Here is a 19,748-nt window from a genome sequence, read left to right as displayed (position 1 = left end):
CATCTGCATGCACAGCGTGACTGTGCGCGCTCCTGTCGCACGCCCCCTCTGCCCCCATGAGGTGTCCCCATGCTCATGTCCCGCCGGCCCCGTGCCTTCGTCGCGCGTCTCGACTCCTGCATCGAATCCACGCCCCTGGCGAGGTACTTGCTCCGGGCCTATCTCGCGGGCCTGCCCTCCGGCGACCGCTACGCCGACACCGCCGAACTCCTCCTCGGCGAGCTCTTCGCCAACGCCGTCCAGCACTCCGACGCCCCCGACGACCGCCACATCGAGATCCGCTTCAACATCGTCAACTCCCGCCTCCGGCTGGAGGTCCACGACGCCGGCAGCGGCCGACCGTCCCTCCACTCCCCCACCCCCTCCGACGAGCACGGGCGCGGCCTGTTCCTCGTCAACGAGCTCGCCGAACGCTGGGGCTGCACCTCCCGACCCGACGACATCGGCAAGTTCGTCTGGGTGCTCATCGCCCCGGCCCCCGTCTCCGCCCTCGCCACCGCCTGAAAGCCGTCACCCCCATGCACCTCACGACCCTGGCCCGCCACGCCCTCTCCCGCGGCCGGACCCCCGCCGACACCTACGCCCTCCTCGCCCGCCGCACCCGCAAGCCGTTGCCCTCCGCCCGCGCCGTCTGCCTCGCCCTGTCGATCCCCCTCGCCGAGACCACCCGCCGCCTCAACGACTGCTACGACGCCCTGCTCGCCGACCCCCGCCCCGACTCCGAGACCGACACCGGCGAACTCCTCGAAGCCCTCGGAGTCTTCGACATCCCCAAGTCCCTCACCGACACCGAACTCGCCGTCGTCGACCTCTTCATCACCGCCGTCGACGCCATGGGCGGCATCCGCCCCGGCCACCAGCACGGTCTCCAGCGCTGGTTCACCACCGGCAACCTCACCACCGCGTACCTCTCCCTCACCGCCGCCCGCCCCATGCCCCGCACCGGCGACCCCGCCCTGTACTGGGCCACCCTCGTCACGGCCGGCGAACTCCTCACCACCACCCACCACTCCGAGACCCGCATCAAGTACGCCCTCGCCCACTGCCGCGCCCGAGCCGCCCGAACCTAGGCCGTTCCTTCGGATCATCCGATCGCTGGTTGATGTGTGCGTCATTGACTGACACCCAGTGGGCAAGGATCGAGCCGTTACCGCCGGATCCGACACCTCGGCGGGGAGGGCAGTGGCGTGATCACCGGCAGGTGATCGGCGCGATCGCCTTCAAGTACCGCACCGGGTGCCGTGGATGGATCTGCCTGAGCGCTTCGGCTCGTGGAAGGGCGCCCACAACCGGCTGCGGGAGTGGGCCGCCGACGGCACGTGGGCCATCGCCGCCGTCGTCATCCGGTCGGCCAGGTGACTCCAGCCGGGCTGCCTAGACCCATCCCTCGTCGAGGTAGACCGTCCAGGCGTCTCCCACTGCTTTGTGCAGTTCAACCAGGGCCGCAACCTCCGCGACGGCTGCCGGGGCGTCGGACAGTCGCAGCGGGGAGTCCGGGACGCTGTTGCGGGTGTAGACCGGTAGCTCGCCGTCGCAGCTGAAGGCGTGAAGCGATGAGGGGGCGTGGCTGAACCATGCGGGACGGTTCTCCTCGGCCCATGCAGCCGCAGCGTCGACACGGTCTACATGCACCAGTAGAGGCTCAGGTGCGGGCCCGCAACTGAACTGCACGAGGAAACCGTGGGCGTCCACTGCCCACCAATCCCACATGAACCCAGGTCGGGGATGCCGCAGGATCGTCGTCATGTCAAAGGATCAGCAGCCGACTTCACCAAGGCCGCGTCAGCCGCGCTCGGGCCAGATCGGGCCCTGGTCGGTCCAGATGACGCCCTTGTTGCGGCACAGGCAGAAGGGGTGGCCGATCGGGTCGGTGTAGACCTGCCAGCCGTAGCCGTTGGGGCCGATGAAGTCCTGCCTCAGCGTCGCGCCGAGGTCGAGGACGCGGCGCTGCTCGGGCCCGATCTCGTCCACTTCGAAGTCGAGGTGGAACTGCTTGGGGTGCTCGCTGTCGGGCCACTGCGGAGCGCGGTAGTCGTCCACCCGGATGAATGCCAGCTCGATCTCGCCGAACTGGATGCCGGCCCAGTCCGCCGAGCTGCCTTCCTTGATCGGACGGCCCGTCACCTCGGAGTAGAAAGCCGCCAGCTTCATCGTGTCCGGGCAGTCGATGATGAAATCGGTGAGTCGCAGCATCCCGCGATCTTGCCACAGGCTCACACCCGACTTCGAGACAGGCGCCCCCAGACCCCGTTCACCAGGGGCGGCCGGGTTCGTACCGCAGGTTCGGATCGGCAGCGGGCTTCGGCGGAGCCGCTTGGCGCTCCGGCTGTGCCGTCGTGATCGGCGTCAGTAGCGACCGTGCCCGGTTGCCTCCGCCCGGTCCCGGGCTGCCATCACGTCCTCGCCGTGTTCGAAGGCCCAGGCGCCGAACGCCTCGATCGGTTCCAGGAGTGTCCGCCCCAACCCGGTGAGGGTGTACTCCACGCGCGGCGGCGACCCGGCGTACGCGCGGCGTTCCACCAACCCGTCGGACTGGAGCCGGCGCAGCGTCTCCGTGAGGACTTTGGGGCTGATCCCGCCGATCCGCTCGCGCAGTTCGCCGGGCCGCGCGGGCCCGTCGCGCAGCGCCCACACCAGGACGGCGTTCCAGGTGTTGGCGAGCAGGTCGAAGGCGAGCCGGGCTCGGCAGTCGGCGAGGAAGCCGTGGTCAGGGATCACTTACCAGATGGTGCCCCAGGACTTTCCTACTGTCTCCCTGTTCCGACTGGCAGGTCGTCACAAGGAGGTTGGTCATGTTGAGGATCGGGATCATCGGTACCGGCGCAATGGCGCGGGTGCTGGGCACCCGGTGGGCGGGGGCCGGGCACGACGTGCTGGTGGGTGGACGGGACACGGGCCGCGCCGCCGCCCTCGCCGGCCAGCTCGGCGGACGGGCGGGGACTCCGCGGGACGCGGTCGAACACGGCCTGGACGCGGTGCTGCTGGCCGTGCCGTACGCGGCGGCGATCGGCGTGGTCTCCGACCTGGCCGACGCCGCGCGGGGAAGGACGCTGGTCGACTGCACCAACCCGATCGCCCCGGGTTTCGTCCTGGAGACCCGCGGCGGGCCGTCGGCCGCCGAGCGCGTCGCGGCCGCGGCGCCCAGCGCGTCCGTGGTCAAGGCGTTCAACCTCTGCCACGAGAGCGTGTGGCGCAGGACCCCGACCGTCTTCGACGGACGCCCCCTCGCGGTGCCGCTCTGCGGCGACGACGCGCCGGCCCTCGACGCCGTCGGACACCTCGTTCGCGACCTCGGCTGCGTACCGCTCAACGGCGGCGGGCTCGACCGGGCGGGCCTCCTGGAGGCGACGGCGGCCTTCCTGATCGGCCTGTGGGTGGGCGAAGGCGCGGACGCCCAGGCGATCGCGCCGCCGCTGGAGTACGCGGGCGTCGATCCCTCCTGATCTGCGATAGCTCCCAACCAACCCCGCCCGCACGGGAAGTCGGACCCGCCGACTTCTCACGCAGCCGACTGGTGCGGGGACCGCTCTGCCGACCCCTCCCGTACAGCACGTGCTGGTCGCGGGGGTGATCGCCGCGTCCATGGACGTGGCGGAAGACCGGCGGCCCGGACGGCCGGCGCCGTCCGGGCCGCCCCGCTCACTCCACGACCTCGGTGCTCCACGTGCCGTTCCGCAACGCGGTCTCCTGGAGCTCCCCGTCGCTCCGGCGGGCCGTGTAGACACGGGTGACGCCGCCGTGGTCCACCACCGCCGGCTCGAAGCCGTCGGCCACCTGCTGAACACCGGCGTTCGCCAGGGAGGCCTGTGGCGTCCACCCGTCGCCCGCCGCCTTCGTCTCGGTCAGCAGGCCGTTCCCGTCGACCAGGAAGAGGCTGGTGGTCCCGCCGTGCACCAGGGCCGCCGGGGCGGAGCGCGGCGCCGGCACCCGGAAGTCCTTGGTCAGGTCGCGGCGCCCCCACCCGGCACCCTGCGTGCCGCCCGCCGACGTCCCCGGAGGCGTCAGCCGGGCCTCCGAGAGATGGCCGTCGCCGCTGTTGACGGTGAAGACGCTCGTCACCCCGTCGTGCACCACCGCGGTCGGCGTCATGGCGGACGACGGCACGCCGGTCATGGGGAAGATGTTCCACTTCTCGCCGGACTTCAGCGACGCCTCCTGGAGCTGCTGGCGCTCCGTGATCGTGTACACCCTGAGGACCTTGTCCGCCACCACCGCCACCGGCGCGGTGCCGGCGGCAACCGGCTCGGCGGGCTGCTGCTCCTGGCTCAGGACCCCGAGGTCGTCCTGTAGGTCCTGCCTGCCCCAGCCCGAGCCGTCCAGGTAGGACCGCCGCAGGTGGTTGTCCACTCCGACGGTGAACACGTTGACCATCCCGTCCAGTACCGCCGCGGTCGGAGTGCTGCGGACCTCCTGACCACCGAGGTCCGCGAACTTCCACTTGACCCCGGGCTCCGGCTCCAACCGGGCCTCCACCAGGTGCTTGTTCGCGGAACTCACGAAGAACACCCGGACGATGTTCTTGTCGAGCAGCGCCACCGGGCGGGTGCCGGTCAGCACCTGGGGGATGTTGGGGTCATCGGACTTCAGTGCGAAGTCCACCACCCTGACCTGGCCCGGGTACGGGATGTTCCGGAGCTTCGCCGCCTCGTGGTCGAGGTCCACGTAGCTCTCCAGGAGCTGCTGGCCCTTGTACGCCGTGAAGACACGGAGGTGCTGGTCGTCGGCCACCGCCGGACCGGCCGCGTTCCCGGGCGTCGCCGGGGCCGTCGTGGCGGCGGCGTCCTGGGCGGGCGCGGAGGCCGAGGGTGTCGCGGAGGGCGAGGGGGCGGAGGAGGCCGAGGGGGCCCCGGTGTCCCGGGCGGGCGAGGAAGCCGTGGCGGCGGCACCGTGGCCGGCGTCGTCATCGCTCCGGAGCAGGGCCCAGGACAGGACCGACGCGCAGACGACGACCGCGGTGGCCAGCGCGATCCGGGTCCGGGGCTCCCGCAGCCGTCCGGGGCGGGGCGCGGTCGGTGTGGGTGTGGGTGTGGGTGTCGCCGTCGGTGTCGGTGCCGATGCCGATGTCGCCGTCACCGTCGGTGTCGGCGTCGCTGCTGGCGTCGATGTCGCCGTCACCGTCGGTGTCGATGTCGCCGTCGGCGTCGCCGGAGGGGTGACCGGAGGGGCCGCCGGGAGGTCGAGCTCGGTGGGCGTGGCGGCGCCCGCCGGTCCGCCGGTCGGTTCCGCCGCTCCGGGGTCGTGCTGCGGAGCGGCGTCCCCAACCGCCGGTCCGGGGCCGTCGAGCATGGCCAGCCCCGCCACAGCGTCAGGCCGTCCGGCCGGGTCCCGGGAGAGCAGCGCGGTGATCAACGGAGCCAGCCGGCCAGCCCGTTGAGGCGGCGGGACGAGGGCGAGCGCGATGGCGGCGAGCGTCATCGCGGTCGTCTCCCGCCGGAACGGCGGCACCCCCTCGACGGCCTCGTACAGCGTCGCGCCGAGACTGAACAGGTCGACGGCCGGGGTGTCCGGCTCGTGGGCCAGCCGCTCCGGTGCGATGTAGTCCAGCGTCCCGACCAGGCCCCCGGTGGTGGTCAGCACGGTGCCCGCGTGGGTCTTCGCGAGGCCGAAGTCGGCCAGCAGCACCCCGCCGTCGTCGGCCAGCATGATGTTCGACGGCTTCACGTCGCGGTGGAGGATGCCCACCTGGTGCGAGGCGGCCAGCGCCCGCAGCACCCCGACGGCCACCTCGGCGGCCCGCTCCGGCTCCAACGGCCCGTCGGCCCGGAGCACCTGTGCCAGCGAACGGCCGCGGACCAGCCGCATCACCATCCACGGGCCGCCGTCCTCCACCACCACGTCGTGCACCGTCACGATGTTGGGGTGGTCGCGGAGCGCGGCCGCGTGGCGGGCCTCCGCCATGGCCCGGGCGATGGCCTGCTCGTGCTCGTCCTCGGAGAGGTCCTCCTCCCAACGGACCTCCTTCACCGCGACCTCGGCATCCAGCAGTTCGTCCCTGGCCTCCCAGACCTGGCCCATGCCCCCGGCCGCCAGAGCTCTCACCAGCCTGAACCGTCCGCCGACGAGCCTGTTCGGTGCGGAACTCGAGTCCATGCGAAACCCTTACGCGGTCGGATGGTGACGGAACGTCAGATCGAGTGCCGAGCATAGCGAGGGTGTGCCACGGTTCGGACCCCGAACCGCAACCGTCCGGTGCCCGGCCCCGATGCCCGCGCCGGGCCGGGCCGCGCCGGACCGCTCCGGTTCGCGCCGGTCCTCCCTGGTTCGCGCCGGTTCGCGCCGGACCGCCCGGTCGGCCACTCCAGGACCTCGCCCCCGAGACGAACCCCACGGACCGGCGGCTCGCCTTGACGGCCCGCTGGTCGGCCGGGCAGGGAAGTGGGGCCGCCCGCCTCCGGTGTCACCGGCAGCGGATAGCCTCCGGCCGGAACGAACGGCTGACGGGAGTGGACGTGGACATCGAGGAGACACTGGGCCGGCTCGGCGCGGTCATCGGGCCACCGCCCGCGGGCGGAGTGGTCCCGGTCCCTTGGGAGCTCGGGCCCGAGGTACTCGGTTTCCAACTGCCTGCGGACTACCGGGCGTTCGTCGACCGCTACGGGATGGTCAGCATCAGCGACGAACTGCACATCTACGCACCGTCGGCGGCGCCCAGTCCCAAGGCCTGGCAGCCGCTCGGCTTCGAGGGATTCCTGTTCTACACGACGGACCCCTACGGATACTGCGCCATGCTGGCCCAAGCCTACGAGGACGGGGACTACGACGAGTGCCCGTACCCGCTGTTCCCGGCCGAAGGCGGGCTGCTGAAATGGGCGAACAACTACAACTCCGACCAGTTCTTCTGGTTGATGCGGGGCCCGGACCCGGACCGCTGGCCGGTGGCCGCCAAGTTCGACTCGATGCGGGAGTGGGACCTCTTCGAGGGCGGCTTCCTGGAGTTCCTGCTCGCGGCGGTGACGGAACAGTACCCGTACCACGACGACGTCGTTCCCGGCGGGACGAGGCAGCTCGGCGACGGCCGCGCCTACCGCCCCGGAGGAGACTGGTCGAAGCACCTACCGCACTGAATCCGCGGACACGGCCAGCCCCGGCCGACCCCCTGCCGCCACGGCCAGGCCCCCAACCACCCGCCGCGCGCAGGAAGTCGACCCCGCCGACTTCCTGCGCAGCCCCGACTCAGCCGCTCAACTCCACCCCTTGCCCTTCCGACCACCGGCCCAGGTCCGCCGGAGCCACCCGATCGAGACTCCCGTCCGAGCGGCAGCCCTCAAGATCGGAGCAACGGCCTTCAGGGCGCAGGCATGTAGTCCAGGGGAAGCTCGACTCCTGTGCCGGCGTGCAGCCGTGCCATGTCCTGTCGGTCCTTGTCCGTGGCTTCATAGCCGAGGTGACACCGCACCTGCGTCGCCGCGTCGACACACGGGACCCGGCGCCCGCCGATGGTCCCGGTCACCGGCGGCGGGTAGTGGAACCGTTCACCGCCCGGGAGAAGCTGCACCCCGCCCTCGCGGGAGGAGCCGAGGACGGGGTGCAGGTCGATCTCCCGGCCGGCACCGTCCGCGACGGCAAGCGCGGCGGGCAGCCAGTCCCGCAGGACCTCCGTGAACCCGGCCTCGGCCAGCGCGTCTCGCACCACGTCCAGTTGGTCCAACAGGACGACCAGGTCGAGGTCCGCATGGATTCGGGTCGTCTCCCCGATCAGGGCGTCCACACCCCAGCCGCCGTCCACCCAGGCTGCGGCCCCTGCGCTCTTGAGCAGGTCCAGCACTTCGAGTACATCGGATTCCTTCAGCATCAGGGCACTCTGGCAGTGCGGACGAGCTGTCGCCACCGAGATACCCGCCGGTCCGGCGCAGTTCGCCACCGGCTACGGCCCGGCCCGCGAGCGCGGGTTCAGTGCCTGCGGTCCTCGACCGTCCAGTCGTCGCCCAGCTCGCGGCGCAGCGCCTCCAGCGCCACGTCGGCCTCGCTTCGGAACGATTCCTGCTGGTCCCGGGTCCAGGGCGAGGGGCCGGCCGGGTGGTCCCAGTCGAGGGAGGACTGGTACAGGTCGGCGAGTCTGGTGAGTTCGTTCCGGGTGGCCGGGGTGATGGGCAGCTTCTCCAGGACACAGGGGTATTCGTAGGGGCTGTCGAGGTCGGGAGCGCTGTGAGGGCCCGGCCACAACGGGGTGTCGACGCCGTACTCGAAGAAGAACCGCAGGTGAGAGGACATGCCCCAGCCTTTCACAGCGCCGAGCACACCGTGCGGGCGGCCGACGTGCTCAGCCCAAGCTCCCAACCACCCCCGCGCACACGAAGTCGACCCCGCCGACTTCCTGTGCAGCCGCTTGGTGATCCGAGCCGGGCGGCCGGAAAAGTCGGAGCGAGCTCCGTCGCACAGGCCCGATACTGATCTCCATGGCCGATGAACCCCTGTCCATCCCCCTTGCCGACCTGCGCCGATCGTTCGACCTGGTACTGCGCCACATCGAGGCCGCCACAACCGGCGACACCGTCGCCCTGGACAAGGACTACTTCTGGTCCGTCCCCCCGGACGGCCTCTACGACGTCTACCGAGCCCCGGACGAGCTCACGATCGGTCAGCTCTCCGAGTCCTGGCAGCACCTGACCGACCTCCTCGCCGAGCCGGATCGCGCGGTGGGGTACCACCTGGTGTGGCTCGCCGACGTCCTGCGGGCGATCGGCCAGGACATCGCGGCCTGAGGAGGCGTCGGATCGTTGATCAACCGCATGGCGTGAGGCCCTGGGGGGTGAGCTTCGCGGGCGTCCCGACCGCGAATCCGCAGCTGTCAGGCCTGCTTCTCGTCCGCCGCGCCGGCGCTGGACGATGACCTTCCGGTCAGCCCAGCGATGCGCTCGCCGCGCGCAGTTCGTCCAGGGCCGCCAGGACGTACCCGGCGAGCTCCTGCTCTGCGCCACCGTCGCCCTCGGCCCATTCGGCGTACCCCCGCTTGAAGGCGAGGACGCCCAGCTCACCCGCGAGGGCCGCGATCGGATCGGGTACGCCGCGGGCGACCAGCGCGGCGGTCATCGCGGCCGCGAGGCTGACGGTCTTGAGGGTGTCACGCTCCTGAAGCTCGGCACTGGCGGCGATGGCCGCCTTCAGACGGGGGGCGAGTTCGCGGGTGGCCGGGCCCATCGCGGTCGAGGCGCGCTCGAGACCGGCGGCGACGGCCTCCAGCGGGCTGGCGTCACCGGGCGCTTCGGCGATGCCCTCGGTCAGCAGCCGGCTCAGCGTCTCCTGCCCGGCGACCAGCAGCTCGCGCTTGTCGGGGAAGTGCCGGAAGAAGGTGCTCTTGGTGACCCCAGCGCGCTCGGCGATCTGCGCGACCGTCGTGGCGTCGTACCCCTGCTCCGTGAACAGGTCGACCGCGGCCACGACGAGGCGTTCACGCGCACCTGGTTCCCATCGACTCATGGGTTCAGCATATGTGATGGGACTCTTGTCCCATCATCCTGCTACGGTGATGGGACAAGAGTCCCATCACTTCCGGGAGGATTCCCATGCGCGTCTTCGTCACCGGCGGCACCGGTCTGATCGGCTCCGCCGTCGTCGCCGAACTCCTCGGCAACGGCCACACCGTCCTCGCGCTCGCCCGCTCCGACGCCTCCGCCCGGGCCGCCGAGGCGGCCGGCGCCGAGCCGCTGCGGGGAGGCCTCGCCGACCTGGACGTGCTGCGCTCCGGCGCCGCCCAGGCCGACGGGGTGATCCACCTGGCCTTCGGCAACGACTTCAGCAGCCCCGAGGCCCTCGCCCGGAACGTCGCCGAGGAGACCGCCGCCCTCACCACCCTCGGCGAGGAGCTCCTCGGCAGCGACCGCCCCCTGGTCACCGTCTCGGGTACGCCCCACGTGCCGGGCCGCGCCTCCACCGAGGCCGACCCGGTGCCGACCGACGGGCCGGTCGGCGGCCGCGGTCGCACGGTCACGGCGATCCTCGGCCTGGCCTCGCGCGGAGTCCGGAGCACCTCCGTCCGTCTGCCGCGCACGGTCCACAACGAGGGCGCGGGCGGGTTCGCCGGCCTGCTGACCGACATCGCGCGCCGCAGCGGCGTCTCCGGCTACCCCGGCGACGGCACCCAGCGCTGGCCCGCCGTCCACGCGCTCGACGCGGCCGCCCTCTTCCGGATCGCCCTGGAGCGGGCGGAGCCCGGTACCGCCTGGCACGCCGTGGCCGACGAGGGGGACGAGGTGCGGGACATCGCGGCCGTCATCGGCCGACGACTGGGCCTGCCGGTCCAGTCGGTGCCGGAGGAGACCTACGGCCCGCTCGGCCCGATCTTCCGGGCCGACCAGCCCGCGTCCAGCGCCCGCACCCGCCAGGCGCTCGGCTGGGAGCCGCGGCAGCCCGGCCTGTTGGCGGACCTGGAGAACATCCGGCCCTGACCGGCGATCGGCGATCCGCGATCGGGGGCGGACCCGCAGCGGCGCAGCTCGCAACCGCCCGCTCCCGTACGGCACTTCACGTCCACAGCAAGGTCCACACCAAGCAGAAGGTCCACACCAAGCAGGAGGTTCCATCATGGTGGCAGTCGTCTTCGGCGCCCGCGGCAACGTCGGTCGTCATGTCGCCGACGGCCTGCTGGCCGCCGGCGAGCAGGTCAGAGCGGTCAGCAGGACCCCGGCCACGGGCCCGACGCCCGGGTACGAAGCGGTCGTCGCCGACCTGGACCGTCCCGAGACGCTGCCCGCGGCGCTCGACGGTGCCGACAAGCTGTTCCTGTACGGAATGCTCGACCCCCAGAAGCCCTACGACATCGAGAAGGTCACCGCGGCGGCCGCGGCGGCCGGGATCCGGCAGGTGGTCCTGCTCTCGTCGGTGGCGGTCGTCCTGGACCCCGCCGCCGACCACCCGGTCGCCCGCCTGAACCGCACGATCGAGCAGGCCGTCCAACGGTCCGGCCTGGACTGGACGTTCCTCCGGCCGGGGACGTTCGCGACCAACACCCGTACCTGGTGGGCCGAATCGATCCGCACCGGCAACGTCGTCCGCCTCCCCTATCCGCTCGCGCAGTCGGCGCCGGTGCACGAGAAGGACATCGCGGCGCTGGCGGTGACCGCCCTCACCGAACCGGGCCACTCGCACCAGGCCTACACCGTCCACGGGGCCGAGTCCCTGACCCTGCGACGCCAGGTCGAGCACATCGGCGAGGCCATCGGCCGTCCCATCCGGGTCGAGCACGTCTCCCACGAGCAGGCCCGCGCGGACGTCGCCAGGACCATGCACCCGGTCGTGGCCGAGGCGATCGTCGGCCAGTGGGCCGCCGCCGACGGTGTCGCGGCCGTGACCTCCGTCATCGCCGAAAAGATCACCGGCGCCCCGGCACACGCCTACGCCCAGTGGGCCGTCGACCACGCCGACGACTTCCGCTGAGCCCGTCGTACCGACCGGCCGACGTGTCGGGTCATCACCAGCACGGCGCGCACTGCCGAGGGTGGTCTTCGCGGGCGGCGTCCCGTCCGCGAAGGCCACCCTCGTGTGTGCGCGTCTGCGCGAGCCGCCGACAGATGGTGGACGCCGCCGCCGACTTCGTCACCAGGAACACCATCTGAACCGTTCCGAGGGCGCAGCGGGCTACTCCGGGGACCCGCCGAGCGGCGGGATCACGTCCAGTTGCTGGAGGAAGCCGAGGACGTCCTTGTCCGACCACTTCTCGGCGAGCTTCCCGTTCTCGATGCGGTGGATCACCGTCGCCGTCATCGTGATCGGCCGGCCGGTCGCCGGGATGCCCGGGAGGTCCCCCACGCACATCCCACGGCCCGTCAGCCGGGTCACGACCTTGTCGCCCTCCGCGATCTGGTCCTCGATCTCGTGGACTCCGGGCGTGGCCTCCCAGAACAGGCGGAACGCCTGCTTCAAGCCCTCCCGGCCGGCGGCGAGCCCCGGGAACGGCGGCGGCGAGTGGTCCTGGTAGTCCTCGGCGACGAGGTCGTCCATGGCATCCAGGTTGCCGGCGTCCACCTCCTGGTAGAACCGGCGGACCAGCCTCTTGTTCTCTTCGATGGACATGGGCACCTCTCCCTGCGTACGGTCGCGCCGCCGGAGCGGCGCACGACGCCCGCATCGTCGCCCGCCCGCTCCCCACGCCACGTCCTCGGCACGCGCGGCCGCCGTGGACGTTCACCCGGAAAGCAGCCGTGCGGAAAGCCGCCGTGCGGGCCCGCCGTCAAAGGGCAGTTGGGACGTACTGGTCCGCCGACAACGCGAAGACCCGGACTCGCCGGCCGCCGGTGGGATTGACGGTCTCGCGGTCCAGCCGCATCCCCAGCTTGGTCATGATCCGCTCGGAGGCGTCGTTGCCCACCTGGGCGATGCTGACGATCCGCTCCAGCCCCCGCTCCTCGAAGCCGAACCGTACGGCGGCCGCGGCCGCTTCGGTGGCCAGGCCCCGCCCCCAGTGGGCTTGTCCCAGCCGCCAGCCGACCTCGACCGCCGGCAGTACCTCCGGCAGGTAGGAGGGCACCGAAAGGCCGGTGAACCCGGCCAGTTCGCCGGTGGAGCGGATCTCCACGGCGAACAGGCCGAAGCCCCGCGCCTCCCACTCCCCCTCCCACGCCCGGATCCCGTCGCGGGTCTGCTGCTCGTCACGGACGCTGCCGTCACGGATCCACCGCATGACCTCGGGGTCGGCGTTGACGGCGGCCATGGGCGCGACGTCCTCCTCGCGCCAGCGACGCAGGACCAAACGGGGAGTCTCAAGCCTGATCATCCGATCATTCTGGATCGCCGAGGGGCTCTCCGCCAGCGTCACCGGGCAGGGGGCAGCGGGCACCTACGGAACCGGGCACCAAGGGAACTTGTACGAAGGCCGCATCCGGACCCGCTACCGCAGGCGGGCGAAGGCCTGGTCGGCGTCGGCGACGGCCTCGGGCCGCACGTCGCGGGCACTCCGCCCGTCGGCGATCTTCTGCCAGTTGGCGCGGGCGAGCACCCGTTGGACCGCGATCACCTGGGCCGCCCTCAACCGCGCCTGGACGTCCGGGCCCGGGTCGAGGGCCTCGGCCAGCGCCTGCTCGTCCGCGAGCATGTACTGCAGGAGCCGCCCCGCCAGGCTCGGCGTGGTGAACACCAGACGGTGGAAATCCACCACCGCTGGATGGTCGTTGAGGCCGGTGACGGGTTCGAACCGATCGAGGCCGTCCAGGAAGTGCGCGTGCAGTGCCGCCATCGGCGAGACGTCGGACGGGCGGTCGCGCACGACGCGCGCGGCCTCGCCCTGGTGGTCCGCGAACCGCTGAAGGACCAGGTCCTCCTTGGTGGGGAAGTACCGGAAGAGGGTCGGCTTGGAGACCTCGGCCACGGCGGCGATGTCGCTGACCGAGACCTGGTCGAATCCGTGCGCCAGGAACAGTGAGACCGCCGCTTCGGCGATGGCGTCACGGGTCCGCGCCTTCTTGCGGGCGCGCAGCCCCGTCGGCTCGATCACCTGAACAGCATAACATTAATGACCAGGTTGCGTTTTTAACCGAGTAACGATTTCCTGGAGGAGTGACCAAGCCGAACAGCACACGAAACGCCGCACGAGACACCGCACGAACCCCCATGCCGCCGGTGCTCGTCACCGGGGCCACCGGCCGGATCGGGCGCGGAGTCGTCGACGAACTCCTCACCGCGGGCGTACCGGTCCGCGCCCTCACCCGTCGCCCCGAAGCGGCGGCGACGCTGCCGCCCGGCGTCGACGTCGTCACCGGCGATCTCACCGTGCCCGCCTCCCTCGACGGGGCACTGCGGGGCGTCGGCGCCGTCTTCCTCCTCTGGACCGCACCGCCGCCGACCGCCGCGGCAGTCGTCGAGCGCCTGGCCGCCCACGCGCAGCGCGTCGTCCTCCTCTCCTCACCGCACCAGACACCCCACCCCTTCTTCCGGCAGCCGAACCCCATGGCGGTGCTCCACGCCGAGATCGAGCGACTCATCGCGGCCACCGGCCTCGAATCGACGATCATCCGGCCGGGGATGTTCGCATCGAACTCCCTGGCCTGGTGGGCACCCGCCATCCGCGCCGGCGAGGTGGTCCGCTGGCCGTACGGCGCCGCCGAGACCGCCCCCGTCGACGACCGTGACATCGCGGCCGTCGCGGCCCGCACCCTCTACGAGGACGGACACGCCGGCGGCGACTACGTCCTCACCGGCCCCGAGTCCCTGAGCCAGGCGGCGCAGGTGGAGATCATCGGGAACGTCCTCGGACGCCCGACCAGGTTCGAGGAGCTGTCGCCGGACGAGTTCCGCGGCGCGATGGACGGAAAGGCACCGCGCCCGGCCGTCGACATGCTGCTCAACGCCTGGGGCGCGACGATCGGAAGGCCCGCGTACCTCACCTCCGCGGTGTCCGACATCCTCGGAGTACCGCCGAGGCCGTTCTCCCGGTGGGTCGCCGACCACGCCGACGCGTTCAGGCCGGGCCCGACCCCGTCGACCTGACCTTCGCCCAAGTCATCGCCCGAGCCGTCGGCCGGGTAGCGGGGGCCGCGTCGGCCGCCCTAGCGTGGCGGGCCAGGACAGCACCGGCCCGGCGGGAGGGACGACATGGCAGGGACGGATCCGCGGTTCGCCGCCTACGCCCCCGACCCGGCCGAACGGCACGCACCGGTGGCCGCCGTGGTGGCGGAGGCCACCGGGGACGACGTACCCGTGCTGGCCGAGCTGCAGGCCCGGGCGCGCGGCGGCTCGGCGGACGAATGGGCGGACCGCATCCACCGGGCACTCCATGGCGAGCGCAGCCTGGTCGTCACCGCGAAGGCCTCCGGTGAAGCCGTCGGGTACGCGAGTGCGGCCTACCTGCCCGCGCACCCGGCGGACGGCGCCCCGGCCGGCCACTACCTGACCGGCGTCACAGTGGATGCCGCCTGGCGGCGCCGGGGCCTGGCGAGGCTGCTGACCCGGCGCCGGATGGAATGGGCCTGGGAACGGGACTCGACGGTCTGGTGCTTCATCTCCGCCAGGAACCGCGCCTCGCTCGACCTGCACCGGGAACTCGGCTTCGAGCAGGCGGAGTTCGGCGCCTCCTTCCAGGGCATCGGGTTCGCCGGCGGCAAGGGCCGGCTCCTGCGGGCGGACCGGCCGCAACCGCCCCCGCCCGACCTCGCAGGAACGTCCCGTGAGAGCCTGCCCGGACGCCACGGTCCAGGCCCCGGGCCCATCAGCACCTGCGATGCCACCACGCCAACCCGGCGTCCGCCGTCGGCTCATGATGCGTCCGCCTGAGCAGCACCGCGTCCAGGCGATCCAGCTGAACCCGGAGTTCGCCCGCAGCCCCTGGCGGAAGCATGAACAGAGCCTCCTGCAACGTGTCCCGGGCCCAGCCCGACCCACAGCACGGACAGGTGAACTCGGCCTCCCACCGCCTCCACCGGCGCTCGGTGCCATGGACACGCACGGACCACACGCTCAGCGCCACTGACACCATGCCCGGAGCCAACCGCTCCCGCTCAAGCACACGGACGGCGGCGTTGGCCGCCCCCGAAAGACCCGGGACATCGCGATACCGCACCCAGGGACTCCCCCAGCCGCGTGCGCGCGGCCGAAGTGAAGCCGGTGTTCTACGCGGCATGGCCCCTTCGAATGCACGTCATGGATGACATCATCCCATGCTCCGAGATCGACCCGGTAGAACCCGGACCCGCCGGACATCAGGATTGAAGGAATTCCCGACGGCTTTCAAACGGTCAAAAACCAGGTGCGGATACCCCGGCACGCACTCCTATACTCGTGCGAACTCACGGAAAGGAGGTGCAGGCGGTGAAACTTGCCGAGGCACTGGCAGAACGCGCGGAGGCGACGCGCCGAATAGAACAGCTGCGGGCGCGCGTCGTCAGCAGCGCGCGGCACCAGGAGGGGGAGACCCCCGCCGAGGACGCGGCCCAGTTGCTGGCCGAAGTCGGTGAAGTGCTGGACGCCCTCGAAGCGTTGATCCGGCGGATCAACCGAACCAACGCCACCGTGGAGATGGGACCGGACGGCACGCTCACCGACGCCCTCGCGCGCCGGGACGTCCTGCGGCTGCGCCACTCCGTGGTCACCGCAGCGGCCGACGCGGCGGCGGGTACCGGCGAACGGGGATACGGCCGGCAGCTCCGGTCCGAGCTGATGATGCTCTCCGCACTCCCGGTCGCGGACCTGCGCGCCCAGGCGGACGCACTCGCCCGGGACATCCGCGAGGTCGACGTGCGGATCCAGCGGACCAACTGGGAAGTCGACCTGCTGGACTGACCAGTCCGGCAGAATGACGGGACGCGATGTGGAGCAGGTAGCAGCTTCGGAGGCGTGCACACACCGAGAGCCGGCGGTACTCCGGCCCACTCCTGGCGCGTGAAGAGCAACGCGGGGTTCAACTCCCCACCAACAGCGCAGCTCAGCACCGCGTACAGGTAACAGTGCACATCACACAGCACATCACCATGTGCAGATCCGAAGCGGCGAGGGCGGGTTCGGGGCTTTCCACATCGCGGCTCCCACCGCACCCAGGGGTTCTCCGTGAATCACCGGACGATTATCCCCCCTTACCATAGGGACATGAGTTCGCATACAGGCGCTGATACTCGACCGGAACCGACCACGGCATTGAGCGGGGACGAACTGGCCCGCTGGTACTGGACACTGGCCGAACTGACCACGCTCGCCCGAGAACTCGGCGTGCCGCGCGGCGGCGGAAAGGCAGCACTGACGGAGCGGCTACGAGCCGCACTCGACGGCGCCGCCCCACCCACCGCCCCACCCCGCGCACGCAAGGCCGGCCGCCAACTCGCCGCCCCGGTCGACGGATCCACCGTCATCCCCGAGGGCCAGCGGTGCAGCCAAGTCCTGCGCGAGTACTTCCGCCGCGAGATCGGCCCAGCCTTCCACTTCGACGCCCACATGCGCACCTTCATCGCCGAATCCGCCGGGCGCACCCTGGCCGACGCCACCACCCACTGGCACACCACCCGCCAGTCCGCCGCCCAACCCCAGGACATCGGCCCACAGTTCGAACTCAACCGCTTCCTCCGCGCCTGGCACATCTCCCACCCGGCCGGCACCCACACCGAAGCCCTCACCGCCTGGCGCACCCACCGCGCCCGACCCCGCACCCCGGCCCCGGAGTGACCGGCCCCCTGCACATCGATGACGAGCCACGCCATCGGCCGTAGCCGGACGGGCAGCCGGCCGAAGACCGCCAAGGGGTTCGTCGCCCTGCCCCGCCGTTGGATGAGCGAGAGGTCGATCACCTGGGTCAGGCACGGACCGGGTCTCGCAAGACCCCGCTTGTGGGGTTGCCTCCTCGGCAGGTCATGATGCGGCCATGAGCGTGCAGCATCCTCAGGAAGTTGGCCAGGGGCATGTCGTAGCCCGGTATGTCGCTGGTGAAAGGCGATACCTCGAACTGCTGGGAGGTGGTTTCCTCCACCTTGGGGAGGAAGCGCGGGACGCCTTCATGGGCTCACTGCAAGCTGACTCGCTCCAGGCGAGCACCCAGGAGATCAGGGCACTTTTCGGGTATGAATGGCGTGCCCGGCTGACCGCTGCGTGGCTGGTCGGTGTGGCCAGACGGGTTGAGTGGCGTGACCGCATCGGACGCCTCTTGCTGGCCAGTGAACTCACCTATGCAGGCCAGGGCTACTGCTTTGCGCTTGCCCGATTCGGCAGCCAGGATGACGCCGAGATCCTTGTGTCCTATTTGGATCATTATCTTCCACGATTGGAATGCCGGTACGACCAGGGATCCGCCCTTGGAGCTCTCATGAGGCTGGATTCCCAGCTGGGCACACGTCACGCCGAGCGATTCCTTGCTCCGGACGGCCTCTGGGAACGCTGGGTCGATGCGCTTCCGCATACTCGCGGGACGGCGACCGCATGGGCGGACAGTTCCAGAGAAGCGATCGACGCCTGGTGCGAGCCTTGGGGTGCTTGATCTGTCGCTCATGAAGTGGAGAACAGTGTCGGGTGGCGGGTGGCGTATCCCGCGATCTGGTTGAAGGTGGGCATCCCGAGATCAACCGCCGAAGCCGTGCGGGCTGTGACGGCGTCCGTCTGGACGAGCTTGTCGTTGGCGCCGGCGAGGCTGGTTTCGAGGCGAGGAGTCCTGAGCCCCAACCGCTCGACGTGGGAAGTCGATCCCGCCGACTTCCTGTGCTCGCGGTGGCCGGGTTGGGAGGAGAGTTGAGTCGGCCGGGGCCAGGGGCGTCGCCGTCCCGGCCACGGCGGCGGAGTTGAACGGCGGCCCGGGAGTCCGGGTAGTGCGGAAGCGAGTCCTGCTCGTGGGATGAGTTCTGGTGTGGGCGGTAGATTGCGGGGCGACACGAGAGAAGAACGCGCATGGACTCCCGCATCCCGCGGCTGCGACGCAAGTTGGCACGTATCCCCTACGTGCCCGATCGGAACTACTCCTTCGGGAAGGAACGGCACGGATTTCGTCTCGGCCCACGCCTCACCGATGGTCGGATGGACGCCTTTCAGGCCGAGCACGGCGTGGAACTCCCGGAGGCCTATCGGGACTTCCTCACCGACTTGGGCGGCAGTGGTGCCTCTCCGTACTACGGGCTGATCCCGTTGGAGGACTGCGGGCTCTTCACGATGAACTCCAGGGACGACCGTTCCGCGGGACTCGGGACTTGAACGATTCGACGTGGGAAGTCGGGCCTGCCGACTTCCTACGTCGGGCGGTGGTCAGGGTGGGGTTGGGGGGCCGGGGTGGCCGCGGAAGGTGGTGCGGTAGGTCTGAGGGGAGACGCCGATCGCGGCGTGGAGGTGCTGGCGGAGGGAGGCGCCGGTGGCGAAGCCGATCTCGGTGGCGATGCGGTCGACGGGGAGGTCGCTGGTCTCCAGCAGGTGGCGGGCGCGGTGGAGGCGTTGCTGGATCAGCCAGCGGCCCGGGCTGGTGCCGGTCTCGTCCTGGAAGCGGCGGGCGAAGGTGCGCGGGCTCATCCGGGCGTGGGCGGCCAGCTCGCGGAGGGCGAGCGGGCGGTCGAGGTGTTGGAGGGCCCAGGCCTGGGTGGCGGCGGTGCCGTTGGTGCCTTCCGGGGGCACCGGTTGTTCGATGTACTGGGCCTGGCCGCCCTCGCGCCAGGGCGGGACCACGCACTGGCGGGCGACCTGGTTGGCGACGGCGCTGCCGTGGTCGGAGCGCACCAGGTGGAGGCAGACGTCGAGGCCGGAGGCGGCGCCCGCCGAGGTGAGGATGTCGCCGTCGTCGACGAAGAGCACGTCGGCGTCCAGGGCGACCCGGGGGTACATCCGGCGGAAGGCCGGTGCCAGGGCCCAGTGGGTGGTGGCGGGGCGTCCGTCGAGGAGGCCGGCGGCGGCCAGCGCGAACGCGCCGGTGCAGATGGAGACGATGCGGGTGCCGGGGCGGATCCGGGCGAGGGCCGCGCGCTCGGGCTCCGGCAGGTCGGCGGTGGCGCGCTGCAGGGCGTACGGCGGGATGACGACGGTGTCGGCGCTCTCCAGGGCCTCGGGCCCGTGCCCGACGGTGATGGTGAAGTCGGCGCTGGTCGCGACCGTCCGGTCCTCCGTCGCCGCGCACGTCACCACCTCGTACGCGCCCGGCACCCCGGGGAAGACCCGGTTGGGGATGCCCAGCTCGAAGGGGTAGACGCCGTCGAGGGCGAGGACGACGACGCGGTGCGGCGGCCGGGCGCCGGGGCCGCCAGGACCGAGGGGACCACAGGGTTCCATCGCAGGCATTGGTAGTTGGAGGCGCGGTGCTCCTGCGAGCCCGGTTCCTCCGTCCCCTTTCAATCCGTGCATGCGGTTTTCCCGCACACGGCTTACCGATG

General features: G+C 71.3%; 24 protein-coding genes and 1 pseudogene. 14 read left to right on the top strand and 11 right to left on the bottom strand.

Annotation, left to right across the window (positions count from 1 at the left end; genetic code table 11):
- The first annotated feature begins 69 nt into the window (after positions 1-69).
- The 3 genes and pseudogenes from ACFCY1_RS04840 (at position 70) to ACFCY1_RS04830 (ending at position 1,359) form a co-directional block, all read left to right on the top strand.
- On the top strand, positions 70-504 hold the full coding sequence (locus ACFCY1_RS04840) for an ATP-binding protein (protein ID WP_375873523.1): 435 nt from the start codon (positions 70-72) through the stop codon (positions 502-504).
- A 14-nt stretch (positions 505-518) separates the two neighbouring features.
- Positions 519-1,070 (top strand): hypothetical protein, encoded by a 552-nt coding sequence (locus ACFCY1_RS04835; RefSeq protein ID WP_375873522.1) that lies wholly within the window; start codon positions 519-521, stop codon positions 1,068-1,070.
- A gap of 32 nt (positions 1,071-1,102) precedes the next feature.
- Positions 1,103-1,359, top strand: a pseudogene (locus ACFCY1_RS04830) (transposase).
- 15 nt (positions 1,360-1,374) lie between these two features.
- Here the strand turns inward: ACFCY1_RS04830 and ACFCY1_RS04825 are convergent.
- From ACFCY1_RS04825 to ACFCY1_RS04815, 3 genes are all read right to left on the bottom strand, one after another.
- Positions 1,375-1,746, bottom strand: coding sequence for a hypothetical protein (locus ACFCY1_RS04825; protein WP_375873521.1), 372 nt, complete (start codon positions 1,744-1,746; stop codon positions 1,375-1,377).
- 36 nt (positions 1,747-1,782) lie between these two features.
- On the bottom strand, positions 1,783-2,193 hold the full coding sequence (locus ACFCY1_RS04820; RefSeq protein ID WP_375873520.1) for a VOC family protein: 411 nt from the start codon (positions 2,191-2,193) through the stop codon (positions 1,783-1,785).
- 153 nt (positions 2,194-2,346) lie between these two features.
- Entirely contained in the window at positions 2,347-2,718 is a 372-nt protein-coding gene (locus ACFCY1_RS04815; protein WP_375873519.1) for a winged helix-turn-helix transcriptional regulator, read from the bottom strand.
- Positions 2,719-2,795: 77 nt separating this feature from the next.
- Here ACFCY1_RS04815 and ACFCY1_RS04810 point away from each other — a divergent pair, with 77 nt between their 5' ends.
- The gene (locus tag ACFCY1_RS04810; protein WP_375873685.1) at positions 2,796-3,443 is read left to right on the top strand and encodes an NADPH-dependent F420 reductase; all 648 of its coding nucleotides are present in this window, start codon (positions 2,796-2,798) and stop codon (positions 3,441-3,443) included.
- Between the two features lie 196 nt (positions 3,444-3,639).
- On the opposite strand, the gene ACFCY1_RS04805 is transcribed toward ACFCY1_RS04810, so the two are convergent.
- Positions 3,640-6,039 (bottom strand): serine/threonine-protein kinase, encoded by a 2,400-nt coding sequence (locus ACFCY1_RS04805; RefSeq protein ID WP_375873518.1) that lies wholly within the window; start codon positions 6,037-6,039, stop codon positions 3,640-3,642.
- A 410-nt stretch (positions 6,040-6,449) separates the two neighbouring features.
- Here ACFCY1_RS04805 and ACFCY1_RS04800 point away from each other — a divergent pair, with 410 nt between their 5' ends.
- Entirely contained in the window at positions 6,450-7,064 is a 615-nt protein-coding gene (locus ACFCY1_RS04800; RefSeq protein WP_375873517.1) for a hypothetical protein, read from the top strand.
- Between the two features lie 221 nt (positions 7,065-7,285).
- Here the strand turns inward: ACFCY1_RS04800 and ACFCY1_RS04795 are convergent, their stop codons facing one another.
- Both ACFCY1_RS04795 and ACFCY1_RS04790 read right to left on the bottom strand, forming a co-directional pair.
- Positions 7,286-7,792: a nucleotidyltransferase domain-containing protein gene (locus tag ACFCY1_RS04795; RefSeq protein ID WP_375873516.1), complete on the bottom strand. Its 507-nt coding sequence runs from the start codon at positions 7,790-7,792 to the stop codon at positions 7,286-7,288.
- Between the two features lie 98 nt (positions 7,793-7,890).
- Positions 7,891-8,211 (bottom strand): hypothetical protein, encoded by a 321-nt coding sequence (locus tag ACFCY1_RS04790; RefSeq protein WP_375873515.1) that lies wholly within the window; start codon positions 8,209-8,211, stop codon positions 7,891-7,893.
- Between the two features lie 185 nt (positions 8,212-8,396).
- Between ACFCY1_RS04790 and ACFCY1_RS04785 the strand changes: the two genes are divergently transcribed.
- Positions 8,397-8,702, top strand: a complete 306-nt coding sequence (locus ACFCY1_RS04785; RefSeq protein WP_375873514.1) for a hypothetical protein — start codon at positions 8,397-8,399, stop codon at positions 8,700-8,702.
- A gap of 136 nt (positions 8,703-8,838) precedes the next feature.
- Here ACFCY1_RS04785 and ACFCY1_RS04780 read toward each other — a convergent pair whose 3' ends face one another.
- Positions 8,839-9,417 (bottom strand): TetR/AcrR family transcriptional regulator, encoded by a 579-nt coding sequence (locus ACFCY1_RS04780; RefSeq protein WP_375873513.1) that lies wholly within the window; start codon positions 9,415-9,417, stop codon positions 8,839-8,841.
- A gap of 86 nt (positions 9,418-9,503) precedes the next feature.
- Here ACFCY1_RS04780 and ACFCY1_RS04775 point away from each other — a divergent pair, with 86 nt between their 5' ends.
- Both ACFCY1_RS04775 and ACFCY1_RS04770 read left to right on the top strand, forming a co-directional pair.
- On the top strand, positions 9,504-10,385 hold the full coding sequence (locus ACFCY1_RS04775) for an SDR family oxidoreductase (protein ID WP_375873512.1): 882 nt from the start codon (positions 9,504-9,506) through the stop codon (positions 10,383-10,385).
- A 136-nt stretch (positions 10,386-10,521) separates the two neighbouring features.
- On the top strand, positions 10,522-11,373 hold the full coding sequence (locus tag ACFCY1_RS04770; RefSeq protein WP_049649923.1) for an NAD(P)H-binding protein: 852 nt from the start codon (positions 10,522-10,524) through the stop codon (positions 11,371-11,373).
- 201 nt (positions 11,374-11,574) lie between these two features.
- Here the strand turns inward: ACFCY1_RS04770 and ACFCY1_RS04765 are convergent, their stop codons facing one another.
- The 3 genes from ACFCY1_RS04765 to ACFCY1_RS04755 form a co-directional block, all read right to left on the bottom strand.
- The gene (locus tag ACFCY1_RS04765; RefSeq protein WP_375873511.1) at positions 11,575-12,009 is read right to left on the bottom strand and encodes an ester cyclase; all 435 of its coding nucleotides are present in this window, start codon (positions 12,007-12,009) and stop codon (positions 11,575-11,577) included.
- A gap of 157 nt (positions 12,010-12,166) precedes the next feature.
- Positions 12,167-12,709, bottom strand: a complete 543-nt coding sequence (locus tag ACFCY1_RS04760) for a GNAT family N-acetyltransferase (RefSeq protein ID WP_375873510.1) — start codon at positions 12,707-12,709, stop codon at positions 12,167-12,169.
- A gap of 114 nt (positions 12,710-12,823) precedes the next feature.
- On the bottom strand, positions 12,824-13,426 hold the full coding sequence (locus ACFCY1_RS04755; RefSeq protein ID WP_049649926.1) for a TetR/AcrR family transcriptional regulator: 603 nt from the start codon (positions 13,424-13,426) through the stop codon (positions 12,824-12,826).
- A 116-nt stretch (positions 13,427-13,542) separates the two neighbouring features.
- Here ACFCY1_RS04755 and ACFCY1_RS04750 point away from each other — a divergent pair, with 116 nt between their 5' ends.
- The 6 genes from ACFCY1_RS04750 (at position 13,543) to ACFCY1_RS04725 (ending at position 18,588) form a co-directional block, all read left to right on the top strand.
- Complete coding sequence (locus tag ACFCY1_RS04750) at positions 13,543-14,418, top strand: NAD(P)H-binding protein (RefSeq protein ID WP_375873509.1); 876 nt, start codon at positions 13,543-13,545, stop codon at positions 14,416-14,418.
- A 105-nt stretch (positions 14,419-14,523) separates the two neighbouring features.
- Positions 14,524-15,201 (top strand): GNAT family N-acetyltransferase, encoded by a 678-nt coding sequence (locus ACFCY1_RS04745; protein ID WP_375873508.1) that lies wholly within the window; start codon positions 14,524-14,526, stop codon positions 15,199-15,201.
- A gap of 534 nt (positions 15,202-15,735) precedes the next feature.
- Positions 15,736-16,206 carry a DIP1984 family protein gene (locus tag ACFCY1_RS04740; RefSeq protein WP_375873507.1) on the top strand — a complete coding sequence of 157 codons (471 nt, stop codon included), beginning with the start codon at positions 15,736-15,738 and terminating at the stop codon, positions 16,204-16,206.
- Positions 16,207-16,509: 303 nt separating this feature from the next.
- Positions 16,510-17,079: a DUF6434 domain-containing protein gene (locus tag ACFCY1_RS04735; RefSeq protein ID WP_375873506.1), complete on the top strand. Its 570-nt coding sequence runs from the start codon at positions 16,510-16,512 to the stop codon at positions 17,077-17,079.
- Between the two features lie 196 nt (positions 17,080-17,275).
- Positions 17,276-17,884, top strand: a complete 609-nt coding sequence (locus ACFCY1_RS04730; protein WP_375873505.1) for a DUF6000 family protein — start codon at positions 17,276-17,278, stop codon at positions 17,882-17,884.
- Positions 17,885-18,288: 404 nt separating this feature from the next.
- Positions 18,289-18,588, top strand: a complete 300-nt coding sequence (locus ACFCY1_RS04725) for an SMI1/KNR4 family protein (RefSeq protein WP_375873504.1) — start codon at positions 18,289-18,291, stop codon at positions 18,586-18,588.
- Between the two features lie 51 nt (positions 18,589-18,639).
- Here the strand turns inward: ACFCY1_RS04725 and ACFCY1_RS04720 are convergent, their stop codons facing one another.
- Entirely contained in the window at positions 18,640-19,647 is a 1,008-nt protein-coding gene (locus ACFCY1_RS04720) for a GlxA family transcriptional regulator (RefSeq protein WP_375873503.1), read from the bottom strand.
- Positions 19,648-19,748 lie beyond the last annotated feature (101 nt).

It is taken from the genome of Kitasatospora sp. NPDC056273, assembly GCF_042268845.1.
Lineage (GTDB): Bacteria > Actinomycetota > Actinomycetes > Streptomycetales > Streptomycetaceae > Kitasatospora.
The sequence above is the reverse complement of the archived record's forward strand: the minus strand, read 5'-3'. Positions and strand labels throughout refer to the sequence as shown.

Bases quoted from the DNA above. Each gene is read 5' to 3' on its own strand.
- ACFCY1_RS04840 (WP_375873523.1), top strand. From the start codon at position 70: ATGCTCATGTCCCGCCGGCCCCGTGCCTTCGTCGCGCGTCTCGACTCC.
- ACFCY1_RS04835 (WP_375873522.1), top strand. From the start codon at position 519: ATGCACCTCACGACCCTGGCCCGCCACGCCCTCTCCCGCGGCCGGACC.
- ACFCY1_RS04825 (WP_375873521.1), bottom strand. From the start codon at position 1,746: ATGACGACGATCCTGCGGCATCCCCGACCTGGGTTCATGTGGGATTGG.
- ACFCY1_RS04820 (WP_375873520.1), bottom strand. From the start codon at position 2,193: ATGCTGCGACTCACCGATTTCATCATCGACTGCCCGGACACGATGAAG.
- ACFCY1_RS04795 (WP_375873516.1), bottom strand. From the start codon at position 7,792: ATGCTGAAGGAATCCGATGTACTCGAAGTGCTGGACCTGCTCAAGAGC.
- ACFCY1_RS04790 (WP_375873515.1), bottom strand. From the start codon at position 8,211: ATGTCCTCTCACCTGCGGTTCTTCTTCGAGTACGGCGTCGACACCCCG.
- ACFCY1_RS04785 (WP_375873514.1), top strand. From the start codon at position 8,397: ATGGCCGATGAACCCCTGTCCATCCCCCTTGCCGACCTGCGCCGATCG.
- ACFCY1_RS04780 (WP_375873513.1), bottom strand. From the start codon at position 9,417: ATGAGTCGATGGGAACCAGGTGCGCGTGAACGCCTCGTCGTGGCCGCG.
- ACFCY1_RS04775 (WP_375873512.1), top strand. From the start codon at position 9,504: ATGCGCGTCTTCGTCACCGGCGGCACCGGTCTGATCGGCTCCGCCGTC.
- ACFCY1_RS04770 (WP_049649923.1), top strand. From the start codon at position 10,522: ATGGTGGCAGTCGTCTTCGGCGCCCGCGGCAACGTCGGTCGTCATGTC.
- ACFCY1_RS04765 (WP_375873511.1), bottom strand. From the start codon at position 12,009: ATGTCCATCGAAGAGAACAAGAGGCTGGTCCGCCGGTTCTACCAGGAG.
- ACFCY1_RS04760 (WP_375873510.1), bottom strand. From the start codon at position 12,709: ATGATCAGGCTTGAGACTCCCCGTTTGGTCCTGCGTCGCTGGCGCGAG.
- ACFCY1_RS04750 (WP_375873509.1), top strand. From the start codon at position 13,543: ATGCCGCCGGTGCTCGTCACCGGGGCCACCGGCCGGATCGGGCGCGGA.
- ACFCY1_RS04745 (WP_375873508.1), top strand. From the start codon at position 14,524: ATGGCAGGGACGGATCCGCGGTTCGCCGCCTACGCCCCCGACCCGGCC.
- ACFCY1_RS04735 (WP_375873506.1), top strand. From the start codon at position 16,510: ATGAGTTCGCATACAGGCGCTGATACTCGACCGGAACCGACCACGGCA.
- ACFCY1_RS04730 (WP_375873505.1), top strand. From the start codon at position 17,276: ATGAGCGTGCAGCATCCTCAGGAAGTTGGCCAGGGGCATGTCGTAGCC.
- ACFCY1_RS04725 (WP_375873504.1), top strand. From the start codon at position 18,289: ATGGACTCCCGCATCCCGCGGCTGCGACGCAAGTTGGCACGTATCCCC.
- ACFCY1_RS04720 (WP_375873503.1), bottom strand. From the start codon at position 19,647: ATGGAACCCTGTGGTCCCCTCGGTCCTGGCGGCCCCGGCGCCCGGCCG.